This window comes from Sphaerisporangium aureirubrum (assembly GCF_042658925.1).
GTDB classification, from domain to species: domain Bacteria; phylum Actinomycetota; class Actinomycetes; order Streptosporangiales; family Streptosporangiaceae; genus Sphaerisporangium; species Sphaerisporangium aureirubrum.
On record NZ_JBHSRF010000023.1, the window covers coordinates 46,132 to 59,778 of the forward strand.

Sequence of the window (13,647 nt, forward strand, 5' to 3'; positions counted from 1 at the left end):
GTTTCGGGGCGCGGCCGCGGCGGGCGGGGGGCCCGCCGCGGCTACGTTCCCGCTAGTCCCCGGCCATCACGGTGAAGGTGAATCCGGCGGTCGTCGTACGGCGCAGCGGAACTTCGGATTTGATCCGGCGCAGTACCTGGTTCCTGCTGAGGCCGAGCCCTTGTGCGATGAGCCGGTCCGGGCGCACCGGTACCGGATCCTCGAAGAGGACCTCCACCCGGACCGGCCACGTCTCGTCGAGCCGTGCCGGCGGGGTGTGCAGCCGCCAGGCCTCCGTCCAGTCAAGGGTGAAGCGGTTGCGCCGGGCGAGCAGCGGATCCAGCAGCCTGGACGCCACCAGTTCCGGATCGTTGACGTGGTAGCCGTGGAGCTCGGCCGGATCGAAGGATCTGACCGGCGCTCGCTCGTGGACGGTGAGCTTGCTCGTCCAGTCGCAGGATACGCAGCGGACCAGCAGCCACACGTCCAGCAACTTGCCGTTGGCGTTGACGCGGAACCTGCCCTCGCCGGCGGTGGCCGACTCCGACGGGCAGTCCACGCACCGCAGTGACAGCAGCGGCAGCCTGGTCCGGCGAACGACCCAGGGCAGCACGATATGAGGTTGTGAAGACATGATCTCTCTAGACCTGACGCGAGGCCGATTACGCGCGACCTCAAACGCTGTATGACCGGACGCACCAGGGCAGCCCGGCGGAACCGACGAGAGCGCCGGCTACAGGTGAGCGGAAGAAAGTGTCAGGTCTGAAGAGCAGGCGGGGTCACGCGGTTGTCCTCTGTCCTCACGGCGACGGGCCGCAGGCAACCTACGGGAACGCGGGAGGAGGGCTCAAACGGTTTTCCGGCCGGAATGTCGTCGGTGCCACCAGGTGAGGGTGTCTACGGTGAGCGCCGGCGTCAGCCCGGGGAGAGGACGCAGAACTCGTTGCCCTCGGGGTCGGCGAGGCACTTCCATGACACGTCGCCCTGGCCGACGTCGACGCCGGTGGCGCCGAGAGCTCCCAGCCGGGCCACCTCCGCCGCTTGATCGTCACCGGGGTACGGCTTCAGGTCCAGATGGACGCGGTTCCACACGGTCCTCACGCCGGACGTGCGAAGGAACTCCAGGTAGGGCCCGACTCCCTTGGCCGAACGCAGCACCGCGGCATCGTCGCTCACCTCGTGCAGGGTCCAGTCCATCGCCTCGCCCCAGAACCGGGCCATGGCCCGCGGGTCCGCGCAGTCGACGACCACCGCGGCGATCGGCCCGGTGTCCCGGTAGATCTCCCGGGGCTCCAGCACGCAGAACACGTTGCCCTCCGGGTCGGCCAGAACCGTCCACGGGACGTCGCCCTGCCCCACATCCGCGGGCGTCGCGCCGAGCTCTTTCAGACGCGCGACCAGCTCCACCTGATGGGCCGCGGAGGTGGTGGCGAGATCGAGGTGCACGCGATACTTCACCGTTTCGGGGTCCGGGACGGTGACGACGTCGACGCAGACGGCGACGGGATCCGGCCAGGTGAAGCCCACGGGTTCGACGTTGGTCACACCGGGTCCCTCGCTGGAGACACCCCAGCCGAGCGCGTCCGCCCAGAACCGGCCGAGGGCCGAGTCGTCCCGAGCCTTGAAATTCACCTGAACAAGCCGCAGCGCCATGCCGCCCAACCCTAGCCCAGGCGGATCAGTCAACGAAGTCGATGTCACCGCCGACCGCCGGTTGGTCCCTACCGGCCGGTCGCGGGCCGCTCGCCGCCGGGTGGCGGGTCCTGCCGGGGCGTGGACGGGCCGAGGGTGATGTCGCCGTGGAAGTCGCGGCCCTGGACGAGCGGGCCGTACACGGTGCCGCCCTCCACGGTGTTGCGGGTCTCGCCGGAGCCGCCCGGCCGCCGGGTGCCCGGCGTCGTCCCGGTGAGCATGGCGTACACGGTGACGGCCAGGCCGGTCAGGCCGACGAACGCGCCGATGACGCTGGCCGTGCGGTCGGCGTTCTCCAGGCCGACGCGGGCGAAGTAGACGCCCATCGCGATCACCGCCCCGGCGAACAGCACGCCACCCGCCCACTTCAGCGCCTTGCGTCCGCGTGCCGCCATGGCCTCATCATCACCTGCGGGCCGGACCCGGGGGAACGCCACACATTACTGGCATGGCACAAGTCACCCGCATGAGATGATTACTCCATCGGTGCCCTCTCGGCCCCCGGTGCGAAAACCCGGGCGAGAGGGTTTTTTCATGCCCGGACGGCGACGGTGACGCGCTTCCCCCGGTCCGGGCACACACCAAACCTCTCGAAGGAGCCTCTCGTGCGACTCGGCCTGACCTGCTCGCGTTTCACCTGGCCCGGTGGCGACGCCGCCATCGCCGCGCGGTTCGCCGCCGTCGCGCGCGGCGCCGACCAAGCCGGGCTGCACAGTCTGTGGGTGATGGACCACCTGTTCCAGATCCCGAACTTCGGCCAGGCGGAGGAGCCGATGCTGGAGGCGTACGGCGCGCTGTCCTACGCCGCCGCCCTCACCACCCGGATCACGCTGGGCACCCTGGTCACCTGTCCCGTCTACCGGGAGCCCGGCATGCTGATGAAGCAGGTAGGCACCCTGGACGCCCTGTCCGGGGGCCGTGCCGTGCTCGGCATCGGCGCCGGCTGGTACGAGCCCGAGGCCCGCGGCCTCGGGCTGCCCTTCCCCGCCCGGGCCGAGCGCTTCGAGCGCCTGGAGGAGACCCTGCGCATCGCCCGCCGGATGGCCGGCGGCGACGACACCCCCTACCGCGGCAGGCACTACACGCTGGAACGCCCCCTCAACGCGCCGCGGGCACGTCCCCCCATCCTGGTCGGCGGCGGCGGCGAGCGTAAGACGCTGCGCATGGTCGCCGAGTACGCCGACGCCTGCAACCTGCTGCACGGCGCCGACGTACGGCACAAGCTCGGCGTCCTGCGCGCCCACTGCGTCCGTCTGGGCCGCCCCTACGACGAGATCGAGAAGACCCTCCACATGCGCATCCCCGACGGCGAGACCATCGAGGAGAGCACCCAGCGCTGCGTCACCCTCGCCGCTCAGGGCATCGACCACGTCATCGTCACCGTCCCCGACCCCTCCACCGGCCACTGGCTCTCCCACCTGGCCGCCCTCGCCGCCCGGATCGCCCCCGTCGTCCCCGCCGGCCGCGCGGAACCCACTTTGGCCGCGCATTGAGGACAGAAAGCGGCCTTAATAGCTCGTAACGTCGACGGTATGACGACCTCTCCGCAGGGCATCAGCGGGCTTCGTCCCGAAATCCCACGGGCGCGGGCGGGCTTCCTCGCCGTGGCGGCGCCGGGCCTGCCGGCCGCAGACGTGCGCGGGTTCTCCGGGAAGGTGCGCGGGACCGCGGGCGGGTTCCCCGGAGAGGTGCGCTGAGGTGGGCGCCCGCGGACCGGCGCGGGGGCCGGGCGTCCAGGTGCTGAGCACGCGGGCGCTCAACCGCGCGGTGCTGGAGCGCCAGCTGCTGCTGCGGCGGGTGGACCTGCCGGTCGTCGCGGCCGTCGAGCGGCTGTTCGGGCTGAACGCGCAGGACCCGAACCTGCCGTACCTGGCGCTGTGGAGCAGGCTCGAACGGTTCGCGCTCCGTGACCTGACCGCGGCGGTCGAGGACCGCTCGGTGGTGCGGTCCACCCTGATGAGGGCCACCCAGCACATGGTGACGGTGCCGGACTTCCGGCTGGTCCGCCCGGCCCTGAGCCCGCTGTTGCGCCGCGCGCGGCGCAACGCCTTCGGCACCCGCACCACCGGCGTCGACCTGGACGCGCTGGCAGCCGAGGCGGGGGAGCTGCTGGCCGGCGGCAGGGTGCTGACCCGCCCCGAGGTCGGGCGGCTGCTCGCCGCGCGGCGCCCCGGCTCGGACGCCGGCGCTCTCGGCTGGAGCGTGCAGTACCTGCGGCCCGTGGTGCACCCGGCCCCGAGCGGCACCTGGAACGTCCGGGGCGCCACCCCGTTCGCCGACGCCGCGTGGACCGGCGTGCGGGCCGAGGCCACCCTTGCGGACCTGCGGCTCCTGGTCCGGCGGTACCTGGCGGCGTTCGGCCCGGCGAGCGTGGCCGACGCCCGCGTCTGGTCCGGCATCGGCGGCCTGCGCGAGGTGTTCGACGGGTTACGCCCCGAGCTGCGCGTCTACGCCGACGAGTCCGGCCGTGAACTGTTCGACCTCCCCGGCGCGCCGCTCCCGGACCCCGGCACCCCGGCCCCGGTGCGGTTCCTGCCGGACTTCGACGCGCTGCTGCTGGCCTACTCCGACCGCACCCGCGTCATGACCGGCGAGATCCGCGGCCGCGTCTGCGTCGGCGCCGGCGTCGCCGCCACCGTCCTGCTCGACGGCACCGTCGCCGCCACCTGGACCCGCACCCGTACCGAGGACACCGTCACCCTCACCGTCCAGCCGATGCGCCCGCTACCCCTGGCCGACCACACCTCCATCGAGGCCGAGGCCACCCGCCTGCTCGCCTTCACCGACCCCGGCGTCGCCGACCGCCGCGTTCGCCTCCTGCCCGGCCCGTGAACCGGCCGCGAGACCTCGGGGTGGTCAGTCACCGTCCTCGTCCATCACCAGGACGACCGAACCCTGCTTGTGCCCGTTGCCGACGCGACGGTGCGCCTCGGCGGCGCGCGCCAGGGGGTAGAACCCGTCGATGACCGGCCTGATGTGCCCCGCTTCGGCGAGTTCTGTGAGGAAGCGCAGGTCGGCGGCCTTGTCGGGTGCCGATCGCAGGCCGGTGAACGCGACGACCGCCCGCTTGCGGCCGGGCCTCGGCTTCCAGAGTGTGCGCAGCAGGACGGAGGCGGAGGGGGCGGTCGTCAGGTAGACGCCGCCGTCGTTGAGCACCTGCTTGCAGCGCGCGAACGAGCTCTTGCCCGCCGCGTCGAAGACGACGTCGTAGGTCCGGCCCTCGCGGGTGAAGTCCCGCGCGGTGTAGTCGACGACGTCGTCGGCGCCGGCCGACCTCACCAGCTCCGTCTTGGCGGCGCCGCACACACCGGTGACCCGTGCCCCGAAGTGCTTGGCCAGCCGCACGGCGGCCAGGCCGACGCCGCCGGAGGCCCCGTTGACGAGGATGTCCTGCCCCTGGTGGAGGCGCGCGTGGTCCCTGAGGAAGGGTAACGCCGTCAGCACGCCGTCGCAGACCGCGGCGGCCTCGCCGTGGGACAGGCCGGACGGCGCCGGCGCCACCGCCCCGTCCTCCGGCACGCGCACATACTCGGCGTGGCCGCCGAAAGCCGGGCCGGTGACCGCCAGGACGCGATCGCCCACCGCGAACCGGGTCACGTCCTTGCCGATCGCCGCCACCTCTCCGGCCACCTCGGCGCCCAGCGTCCTGGCCCTCGGTCTCGTGGGGCCGGTGGCGAGCCTGGAATAGAACGGGTCGCCCGCCCGGAAGGTGACGTCCGTCGCCGTCACCACCGCCGCGCCGATCCGGATCAGCAGGTCCTTGTCGCCCGGGACCGGCGTCTCGACGTCCTCGATCCGCAGGACGTCGGGGGAGCCGTAGCTGTAGTAGGTGACCGCCTTCATGGGTGCCCTTCTCTCGGGTATGCGGCACTCTCGGTGCCACCTGGTCCCAGTGTGTTGCGGCGCGCCCCGCGCCGCGCGGTCCGGAATCGGGCTCAGGGCAGGTGCCGGACGTCGTGCGGCGCGGTGTGCGCGCGCAGGCGCGCGGCGTCCTGGCCGGGCGGGGCGCCGAACAGGCGGCGGTATTCGCGGTTGAACTGCGTGGGGCTGTCGTAGCCGACGAGGTGGCCGACGCCGGCGACGTCACCCGGGCGGCCGACCAGCAGCGAGCGGGCCTCCTGGAGGCGGATGCGCTTCTGGAACTGCAGGGGGCTCATGGCGGTGACGGCGCGGAAGTGCCGGTGGAACGCGGACGTGCTCATCCCGGCCAGCCGGGCGAGGTCGGAGATCCGCATGGCTTCGGGGTAGTTGTCGCGGATCCACTGGATCGCCCGGCTGACATGGGACAGGCCGCTGTCGGCCAGGCCGATCTGACGGACCATTCCGGCGTACGGGCCGGTGAGCAGGCGCCAGAGGATCTCCCGCTCGATCAGCGGGGCCAGCACCGGCGCGTCGGCGAGGTGGTCGAGCAGCCGCAGCATGCGGGCCACGGCGTCCAGCAGTTCGAGGCCGGCCTGGCCGGTGGCGATCGCGGGCGGGGCGGCCGTGCCGCGCGACCATCGTCCGACGGGGGCCTCCAGCAGGAGCGGGGCGATGGCGGCCGGGCGCAGCGTCAGCCCGATGCCGAGCGACGGCGTCTGGGGGCTGACGTCGAAGAAGTGGCCGGTGACGGGCAGGTCGGCGGTGACGACCAGGCACTCTCCGGCCCGGTACTCGAACACCTGGTCGCCGAGCAGGAGGCGTTTGCCGCCCTGGGCCATGACCACCAGCAGCGGTTCGGTCAGCGAGTGGTCCGGCGCCGCCGTCTCCACCCTGGACAGCAGCAGCCCGTCGATCGGCGTCCGCAGGTCCGGCCGGGCATGGGCCGCGACCAGGCCGCGGATCTCGTCCAGCAGAGCGGTGGTGGTGCGCACACTTCACGAAAGCATCCGGCGATGCCGCAGGACAAGCCGATCGCGGCGATGTGTGCAGGATCAGGCAAGAGGTGGCGCGGATCGGTCTACCGCGGACCACACGGCCGGCGCTTCGATTGAAGCAACCAGACAAGACCGTTCCGACACGCATGGGAGCACGTCGATGCCACTCGATCACTACGTCACACTCGGCCGGTCGGGGCTGCGGGTCAGCCCGTTCGCCCTCGGCGCGATGACCTTCGGCGAGGACCCCGGCGGCGCCGGGTGCGGCGTCGAGGAGTCGGAGAAGATCCTGGCGACCTACCTCGACCAGGGCGGGAACTTCATCGACACCGCGAACTTCTACACCAACGGCCACTCGGAGAAGATCCTCGGCGACTTCTTCGCCGCCAACCCCGGACGGCGCGAGCACGTGGTGCTGGCGTCGAAGTTCTTCACCAACCTCTTCCCCGGCGACCCCAACGCAGGCGGCGCGGGCCGCGGCTCGATCATCGCCCAGCTCGACGAGACCCTGCGCCGCATGCGCACCGACCACCTCGACCTGTACTGGTTGCACAATTGGGACCGGAACACCCCGATCGAGGAGACGCTGCGCACCCTGGACGACCTGGTCCGGGCGGGCAAGATCCGCTACATCGGCTTCTCCAACACCCCCGCCTGGTTCACCGCCCAGGCCCAGACGACGGCGCTGCTGAAGGGCTGGACCCCGCTGATCGCGCTGCAGGTCGAGTACTCGCTGCTGGCCCGCACCGTCGAAGGCGAGGTCGCGCCGCTCGCGCTCGACCAGGGCATGGCGCTGGTCCCGTGGAGCCCGCTGAAGAACGGCTTCCTGTCCGGCAAGTACCGGCGCGGCGCGCAGGTCACCGACTCCGCGCGCACGGCCTTCGTCGGCGGCCCCAGCGAGGAGGAGTTCACGGTCATCGACGCCGTCGACGCGGTCGCCGGCGAACTCGGCACCACCTCGGCGGCCGTGTCGCTGGCCTGGCTGCGCGCCCGGCAGGGCACCGTCGTGCCCATCCTCGGCGCCCGGCGCGTGGACCACCTGGAGAAGAACCTCGCCGCCCTGGAGGTGACCCTCACCCCCGAGCATCTGCGGCGGCTGGACGAGGTGTCGGCTCCGGACCTGAACTGGGGTGTCGGTAAGACTCGTGCAACCAGGTACACGCGATTCAGTGTGCCCAGGTCAGCGGTGTCCTACGGGTCGGCGAGAGGCTACTGACGGCATCTTTGAGGTCAGCTCAGGTGGTGTCGAGCCGGGCATCTGAGCGAGGTGGTGCCCAAGGTGTGCCGGAGACAGGGTGAGGGTGCACCGCCGGACACGGGAGTCAGGCCGCAGACCATCAGTGCCCGCCCCCGTATCCCCAGGTCCACCGCGCAGGCGTCGGGGCCGTGGCCGTGCTCGGCGGGCTGGCCTCCTAATCCCCCGCAACAGCACGGTGGAGGTCCGAGGTCAGATAAACGACGAGCAGACTGAGGTCAAGGACGGCGGGCCGCTCTTCAGATCGCGAGCGGCTCGGGCACGAGCATGTCAATCACCGTACTGATGGCCAGCAGCGAGACCAGGTTGGCGATCGGGGCGAGCCAGCGCGGCTAGGCGGTACGCCCGCGGGCGATCGGGTCGGCGAGAACCGGGCCCGCCAGGGCCAGCCGACCATTGGCGCCACCTAACCTTCTTAGGTAAGATAAGCGTCATGGCTGTTCCAGAGCGGGTCACGGGCCCGCTGCTCGACGTCTTGGAGTTGCTGCTCCAAGCATTCACCGATCAGGCCGAACTGCACGGCTGGATCATCGCGAAGACGACCAAGCGTTCCGGTCCCACCATTTACGGCGTGATCGACCGCCTCGAGGACGCCGGGTGGGTCAGCGGCCGGTGGGAGGACAATCCCCAGCCCAACAAGCCACGCCGCAAGCTGTACGTGCTCACCCCTACCGGCGTGGTGGCAGCACGCGCGCTGCTGGCCCAGCGGCGTCCCGCTCCCGTACAGATTCAACCGGGCCAGGCCAGGCTCGGCACGGCCTTCGCCCGCTGGCTGGGTTTGGGCATCCCGAGCACCCCGAGGAGCGACTGGTGAACACCTCGGACATCATCGTCGGCGTCCTATTGGGGCTGGCCGTGAACGAAATGAGCGACGTTTGTCCCCGGCTCGCCGTCCGGGTCGTGGCCCTGGCCGCCCGCCTGCAGTACGGCGACACTCCTCGCGCCGCCGAGCGCGGCGAAGTCGTCGCCGCCTACATCAACGACCGGCCGGGCAAGCTGTTCAAGCTGCTGACCGCACTGGGGTTTGTGACCATCGGGGCGATGGCTGGCCTGCGCAGGCACAACAAGTCCATCGGCCTCGAAGTGCGCTGGCGCACAAGCGAGGGACTGATGGCTACCGCCCTGGGAGGGATGATCTGGGGGGCGGACCCTCTGCTGTGGCAGGATCAGACGATCTGGTCCATGATCGGCGGCGTCATCATCATGACCAGCGGGCTTGTCCAAGTCGTCGTCGCCTACTTCAACCGTCCCTGGTTCACGACAGTCAGGGGAGTAGTGCTGATGGCCTGCTCGGTGGGCTTCGCACTAGGCGCGGTGGCCAGGGCTCTCACCGTCGACGTCTTCCCCATCGCCATCATCGATGTCGCGCTCACGGTGTTCCTGTCCCTTGGGGCGCTGGTGATCTTCGCTATCGGCCTGACACAGATCTCCAGGCCTGCGGACATCCCGAGCATGAAGCAGATCCTCACCTCCGAGGCCGCGCGCCGAGCCGAGCGGGACGATCCGCGATAAGCCACCCGGTGTAATCGGGCGCAGTCCGGCGCAGCCCCGGTCTCCGGTCCTCACCCGGGCTGCACCGCGACGGCTTCGCCAGCTTGGTCGACGGTTCCGACCGCGCCGAAGTAAGAAATATCCCTTGAGTTCCTTGGGGCCTCTTCGGCCGTTCTAACCGCAGGACCTTGGCTTATGCGCTGGTGCTCCGGCTTGTTCAGGAGTTGATGAGACTTCAGGGATTCTGAAGACATATCGTCCTGGTCGCTCGTCTTGCTGTGAGGGTGAAGGCGAGGTGCCCGGAGTTGGCGCTGGCGGTGGTGAAGGATCTGCGAGTGGCCCGTGCCCTGGCTACTGCGGAGGATCTGGAAGCGTTGGAGACCGACGTGCTGGCCGGCTTCGTGCTGGTGCGGGCGGTGGCGGGACTGTCGGCCCCAGCGCGCGAACGCGTCTCGTCCTGGCTGCTGGAGCGCACCGAACTCCTGGAGGCTAAACCTGGCCTGGCCGCCGCCGCAGGTGAGGATGGATTGTGGGTCGGCAAGCGCGGCCTGCTCACCGTCGACGGCATCACCGACGTCGTTCTCGCGGTGGGTGCCGCGACTGGCCGGGACGGTATTCGCCGCCACGCCCTGCGCCACACCTACGTCCCCGGCTTCGGCAAGAAGGTGCCGACCCCGCCCAGATCAAAAGAACTCATGGGTCACGAGTCACTCGACACCACCGCACAAGACTTCCGGCTCTCCGCAAAGAGCTCGCCGACCTCAACAGCGCTCTCGAGTACTGACAGCCGCTGGTAGTGGCCAGCCAGCTCTTTCGACCGCAGGCTGTCTCTATCAAGAGTGTCAGTAAAACTCTTGCGACCGAGTAGCCGCGATTGCCGACCGCCCGCAGCGGATGTTGGATCACACCGGATTCAACGTGGTGTGGCGGGTGCTGGGAGCGTCGTCCGGGATATCTTCCGCGAGGATCAGATGGGGATCGGCGTGCTCGTCGGCCATGACGCGTTCGGCTATTCGAGTCTCGATACTTTCGAGCAGGTCGCGGGCGGCGCGGGCGTTGCTGAAGTAGGGGCCATTGATCCGGCTGTCGAACCAATCTCGCACCCGGTCGGCGACGCCGGGGCCGAGCGTGAGGCCGCGCTCGGACGCAAACTCGGTGAAGATCCCATGCAGCTCGTCGAGACTATAAACAGGGAAAGAGATCCGCAGATGGATCCGGGACGCGAGGCCTGGGTTCAGTGTCATCATCTGCTGCATCTCGTCTGGATAGCCTGCCAGGATGACGAGCATTCGGCCGCGGCGATTGTCCATCTCCTGGACGAGCGTATCGATCGCTTCGTGGTCGGAGTCGGTTCCGCCGCCACGGGTAAGGCTGTAGGGCTCGTCGATGAACAACACCCCGCCCTCGGCTTCTTCGATCATTCTCAATGTCGCAATCGCGGACTGTCCGACATAGCCAGACACGAGGTTCTCCCGCGTCACCTCGACGACATGGCCGCGGCTTAGCAGGCCGAGGTCACGTAGGATCCGGCCGACCTCGCGCGCGACGATGGTCTTGCCTGTTCCGGGCGGGCCGAGGAAGACCGCGTGTGGGATGAGGAGGTCGCCCTGGTCGCGCCGCCGGGCGAGCTCCAGCCGCCACACCAACGAGCGAACGGACTCTTTTGCCGCACGCAGCCCCGTCAGCGACTCCAGCGGGGCGAGCAACTGGGAGAGGGTCGGCGGGGAATCTTGATCTTCGTAAGGATCAAGATTGCTTACGGCCGCAGAGCGGGGACGGACACGGACTTCTTCCAGCGGCGGGGCGGGGGCATCATCCAACTCGATATCGGCCTGGCGGGCGCCAGCGGTGATCAGAACCCGGGCCCACCAGGGCGAGGATGGGTGAATGCGCAGCCAGGGCCGGGTTGGCCGGGCGGCGTTGACCACTCGGGCCAGCACAGTGCCGGGACGGATCTTCACCGGGCCTCCTCTTCCTCCCGAAGGTTACGCCTGCGAGGCTGAGGCAGGCGGGGCCGCGCGGGCGTGGCTGTGGCTTCGGAGGTTGGGGGGACGATTTCGACGCCCGACAGCACGCCGCGGATGGTGGCGGTCGCTCCGACGCCGAAGATGAACGCCGGCCAGGGCCCGCTTATCTGGGCCGAGGCCGCAGCGGCGACCAGTGCACCCAGCAACATCCCACAGGCGAGGACGAACAGCCGGGGGCGGAAGTCGCCCGAGCCCTTCTTGCGCCAGGGCCAGCGGTAGCCCGCGTTCACGATCGCGGTCATCAACGACACCAGCCCAGAGGCACCGCCACCGGCCAGGCCCCATAGGCCCGCCTGCCACCATTGCATGGCAACGACGTTAACCCGGCAGTCGCGGCCAGGGCAGATGTTCACGACGAAGGCATCCATGTCGTGACGAACACGGCTAATACGAGGAGGCTGTTCGCGGGGCCCACCCGCTGGAAGCAGCTACTGCTGTTCAACGACATCCACCGGGACTTCACCCCCTTCGATGAACACACCCCGTCGAACCGGAAACGGACCTGGAGCAATCCAGGCACCGCGCCCGGGCTCGACCCAACACCGTCTCCTGGCTGGCCGGCTGCCGACGCTTACACCGCCGCTACGAACGCCGGGCCGACCACTTCGCCTCCTTCGTCGCCATCGCCGCAGCCCTCATCTGCTACCGCCGACTCACCAAATGAGTCGCCGTCTTAAGGGTCTCGGGTGTACGGCAAGCGGTCGGTGAGTACGGCGGGGCCAGGGGAAAACAGGAACGGGACCTCTGATACACCAGGTGATCGACCAAGATCCACCCGAGTCCCGAGGTCCCGTTGCCCGCTGATTCTGCCACGATCACCTTCACCCGTGCCATCACGGTTGCCCAGGGCGTCTACCCGCCCGGCCACCTGGGCGAACTCACCCAGCACCTGCCCTTCGACCTGGTCGACGCCGTCTTGGCCGAGACCGGTACGACCCAGCGGCGGCTACGGAATCTGCCCTCCCGGGTCGGGGTCTACTTCCTGCTCGCGCTGGGCCTGTTCCCGGAGCTGGGCTACCGGCGGGTCTGGGACAAACTGACCGGCGGATTGCAGGGGCTGGGCGTGCGACACCCCTCGGAGAAGGGGCTGCGGGAGGTGCGTCGCCGCTTGGGAGCCGCGCCGATCAAGGCGTTATTCGAGGTAGTGGCCGGGCCGCTGGCCACCCCGGGCCTGCCCGGGCCTGCCCGGGGTGCGGTATCCGGTGCTGGCGCACGGTCGCCTTCGACGGCTGCTCCTTTGTGAAGGTGCCCGACTCGGCGCGCAACCGGTCCTGGCTGGGGAAGATCAAGTATCGGCTGGCCTGGGCCGGATATCCCACCGTGCTGGTGATGACGCTGGTCGAGACCGGACCCGGGGCCTGCTGGGTGCGGTCTTCGGCCCGGCCACCTGCGGTGAGACCAGCTACGCCGCCCGCCTGATGCACCTGTTGCCGGACCAGATGCTGCTGGCCGACCGCGCGTTCGGCGGCACCGACTTCCTGACCGCGGTCGCCGCCAGCGGTGCGCAGTTCCTGGTCCGGATCAAGGCCAGCCGCCGCCCCCCGGTCCTGACCCGCCTGCCCGACGGCTCGTTCCTGTCGGTGATCGGAGCGGTGAAGGTGCGGATCATCGACGCCGGCCTCACAGTGACCTGCGCCGACGGCAGCCGCATCGCGGGCCGGTATCGGCTGGCCACCACGCTGCTGGGCCCGGTCGCCGACCCGGCGCCCGCGCTGATCGCTCTCTATCACGAGCGCTGGGAGATCGAATCGGCGTACTTCGCGCTGCGCCATACCCTGCTGGGCGGCCGGGTCCTGCGCTCGGGCGACCGGTTCGGCGTGGAACAGGAGCTCTGGGCGCTGCTGACCCTCTATCAGGCGCTGCGGATGGCCATGGTAGAGGCCGCCGCCTCGCGGCCGGGCACCGACCCGGACCGGGCCTGCTTCACCACCGCCGTCCAGGGCGCCCGTGACCAGGTCATCCTCGCCTCAAATGTTCTTTGGGAGCCAGCCGACGGCCCGGTCGCAGTGATCGGCCGGGCGATCCTGGGCGATCTGCTACCGGCCCGCCGCCACCGGGTCAGCATCCGCAAGGTCAAATCTCCCATCTCCCGCTACCACGCCCGGCCCTGCGACGACGACCGCCCACTGACCAGCCAGAACATCACCAGCCTGGCGATCGTCGTCCACGAGGGACAGACCGTCCCGCCACCCCGGCCCACTCCCGAGCCACCTCACCCAGCCGAACACGAACACGAACACCAGGAACAGGAACAGGAACCACCAGAGGAGGTGCGGCCACACCTTGACCGCAAGGAACATGTCCTGGCGCTCCTGCGGGCCGATCCGTGCCGGATCTAGCGTGGTCG

General features: G+C 70.0%; 16 protein-coding genes and 1 pseudogene. 10 read left to right on the forward strand and 7 right to left on the reverse strand.

Annotated features, from left to right (window positions below):
• Positions 1-52 precede the first annotated feature (52 nt).
• The 3 genes from ACFP1K_RS17575 to ACFP1K_RS17585 all read right to left on the reverse strand — a co-directional run bounded on the left by ACFP1K_RS17575 (position 53) and on the right by ACFP1K_RS17585 (position 2,066).
• The gene (locus ACFP1K_RS17575) at positions 53-592 is read right to left on the reverse strand and encodes a DUF1062 domain-containing protein (protein WP_380754144.1); all 540 of its coding nucleotides are present in this window, start codon (positions 590-592) and stop codon (positions 53-55) included.
• Positions 593-894: 302 nt separating this feature from the next.
• Positions 895-1,632 (reverse strand): VOC family protein, encoded by a 738-nt coding sequence (locus ACFP1K_RS17580; RefSeq protein WP_380754147.1) that lies wholly within the window; start codon positions 1,630-1,632, stop codon positions 895-897.
• A 68-nt stretch (positions 1,633-1,700) separates the two neighbouring features.
• Complete coding sequence (locus tag ACFP1K_RS17585; protein ID WP_380754150.1) at positions 1,701-2,066, reverse strand: hypothetical protein; 366 nt, start codon at positions 2,064-2,066, stop codon at positions 1,701-1,703.
• Positions 2,067-2,276: 210 nt separating this feature from the next.
• Here ACFP1K_RS17585 and ACFP1K_RS17590 point away from each other — a divergent pair, with 210 nt between their 5' ends.
• From ACFP1K_RS17590 to ACFP1K_RS17600, 3 genes are read left to right on the forward strand one after another with little or no spacing between them, the layout of a single operon-like run.
• Complete coding sequence (locus ACFP1K_RS17590; protein ID WP_380754153.1) at positions 2,277-3,164, forward strand: TIGR03560 family F420-dependent LLM class oxidoreductase; 888 nt, start codon at positions 2,277-2,279, stop codon at positions 3,162-3,164.
• Between the two features lie 39 nt (positions 3,165-3,203).
• Positions 3,204-3,368 (forward strand): hypothetical protein, encoded by a 165-nt coding sequence (locus ACFP1K_RS17595; RefSeq protein WP_380754156.1) that lies wholly within the window; start codon positions 3,204-3,206, stop codon positions 3,366-3,368.
• 1 nt (position 3,369) lies between these two features.
• Positions 3,370-4,503 (forward strand): winged helix DNA-binding domain-containing protein, encoded by a 1,134-nt coding sequence (locus tag ACFP1K_RS17600; RefSeq protein WP_380754159.1) that lies wholly within the window; start codon positions 3,370-3,372, stop codon positions 4,501-4,503.
• A 24-nt stretch (positions 4,504-4,527) separates the two neighbouring features.
• Here ACFP1K_RS17600 and ACFP1K_RS17605 read toward each other — a convergent pair whose 3' ends face one another.
• Together ACFP1K_RS17605 and ACFP1K_RS17610 are read right to left on the reverse strand one after the other, a co-directional pair.
• Positions 4,528-5,514: an NAD(P)-dependent alcohol dehydrogenase gene (locus ACFP1K_RS17605; protein ID WP_380754162.1), complete on the reverse strand. Its 987-nt coding sequence runs from the start codon at positions 5,512-5,514 to the stop codon at positions 4,528-4,530.
• 92 nt (positions 5,515-5,606) lie between these two features.
• On the reverse strand, positions 5,607-6,524 hold the full coding sequence (locus tag ACFP1K_RS17610; RefSeq protein WP_380754165.1) for an AraC family transcriptional regulator: 918 nt from the start codon (positions 6,522-6,524) through the stop codon (positions 5,607-5,609).
• 163 nt (positions 6,525-6,687) lie between these two features.
• Between ACFP1K_RS17610 and ACFP1K_RS17615 the strand changes: the two genes are divergently transcribed.
• The 4 genes from ACFP1K_RS17615 (at position 6,688) to ACFP1K_RS17630 (ending at position 10,070) form a co-directional block, all read left to right on the forward strand.
• Positions 6,688-7,743, forward strand: a complete 1,056-nt coding sequence (locus ACFP1K_RS17615; RefSeq protein ID WP_380754168.1) for an aldo/keto reductase — start codon at positions 6,688-6,690, stop codon at positions 7,741-7,743.
• A 472-nt stretch (positions 7,744-8,215) separates the two neighbouring features.
• Complete coding sequence (locus ACFP1K_RS17620; RefSeq protein WP_380754174.1) at positions 8,216-8,596, forward strand: PadR family transcriptional regulator; 381 nt, start codon at positions 8,216-8,218, stop codon at positions 8,594-8,596.
• On the forward strand, positions 8,593-9,294 hold the full coding sequence (locus ACFP1K_RS17625; RefSeq protein WP_380754177.1) for a hypothetical protein: 702 nt from the start codon (positions 8,593-8,595) through the stop codon (positions 9,292-9,294). Before ACFP1K_RS17620 ends, ACFP1K_RS17625 begins: the two co-directional genes overlap by 4 nt.
• Before the next feature lie 284 nt (positions 9,295-9,578).
• Complete coding sequence (locus tag ACFP1K_RS17630) at positions 9,579-10,070, forward strand: hypothetical protein (RefSeq protein WP_380754180.1); 492 nt, start codon at positions 9,579-9,581, stop codon at positions 10,068-10,070.
• Positions 10,071-10,175: 105 nt separating this feature from the next.
• On the opposite strand, the gene ACFP1K_RS17635 is transcribed toward ACFP1K_RS17630, so the two are convergent.
• Together ACFP1K_RS17635 and ACFP1K_RS17640 are read right to left on the reverse strand one after the other, a co-directional pair.
• A complete protein-coding gene (locus ACFP1K_RS17635) occupies positions 10,176-11,234 on the reverse strand; it encodes an AAA family ATPase (protein WP_380754183.1) in 1,059 nt (352 codons plus the stop codon).
• A complete protein-coding gene (locus tag ACFP1K_RS17640; protein WP_380754186.1) occupies positions 11,231-11,668 on the reverse strand; it encodes a hypothetical protein in 438 nt (145 codons plus the stop codon). Before ACFP1K_RS17640 ends, ACFP1K_RS17635 begins: the two co-directional genes overlap by 4 nt.
• Positions 11,669-11,802: 134 nt before the next feature.
• Here ACFP1K_RS17640 and ACFP1K_RS17645 point away from each other — a divergent pair.
• From ACFP1K_RS17645 to ACFP1K_RS17655, 3 genes and pseudogenes are all read left to right on the forward strand, one after another.
• Positions 11,803-11,964: pseudogene (locus ACFP1K_RS17645) on the forward strand (IS5/IS1182 family transposase); the annotation flags it as partial.
• A 129-nt stretch (positions 11,965-12,093) separates the two neighbouring features.
• On the forward strand, positions 12,094-12,543 hold the full coding sequence (locus ACFP1K_RS17650) for a transposase domain-containing protein (RefSeq protein ID WP_380754188.1): 450 nt from the start codon (positions 12,094-12,096) through the stop codon (positions 12,541-12,543).
• Positions 12,503-13,639 (forward strand): transposase, encoded by a 1,137-nt coding sequence (locus tag ACFP1K_RS17655; RefSeq protein ID WP_380754191.1) that lies wholly within the window; start codon positions 12,503-12,505, stop codon positions 13,637-13,639. Before ACFP1K_RS17650 ends, ACFP1K_RS17655 begins: the two co-directional genes overlap by 41 nt.
• Positions 13,640-13,647 lie beyond the last annotated feature (8 nt).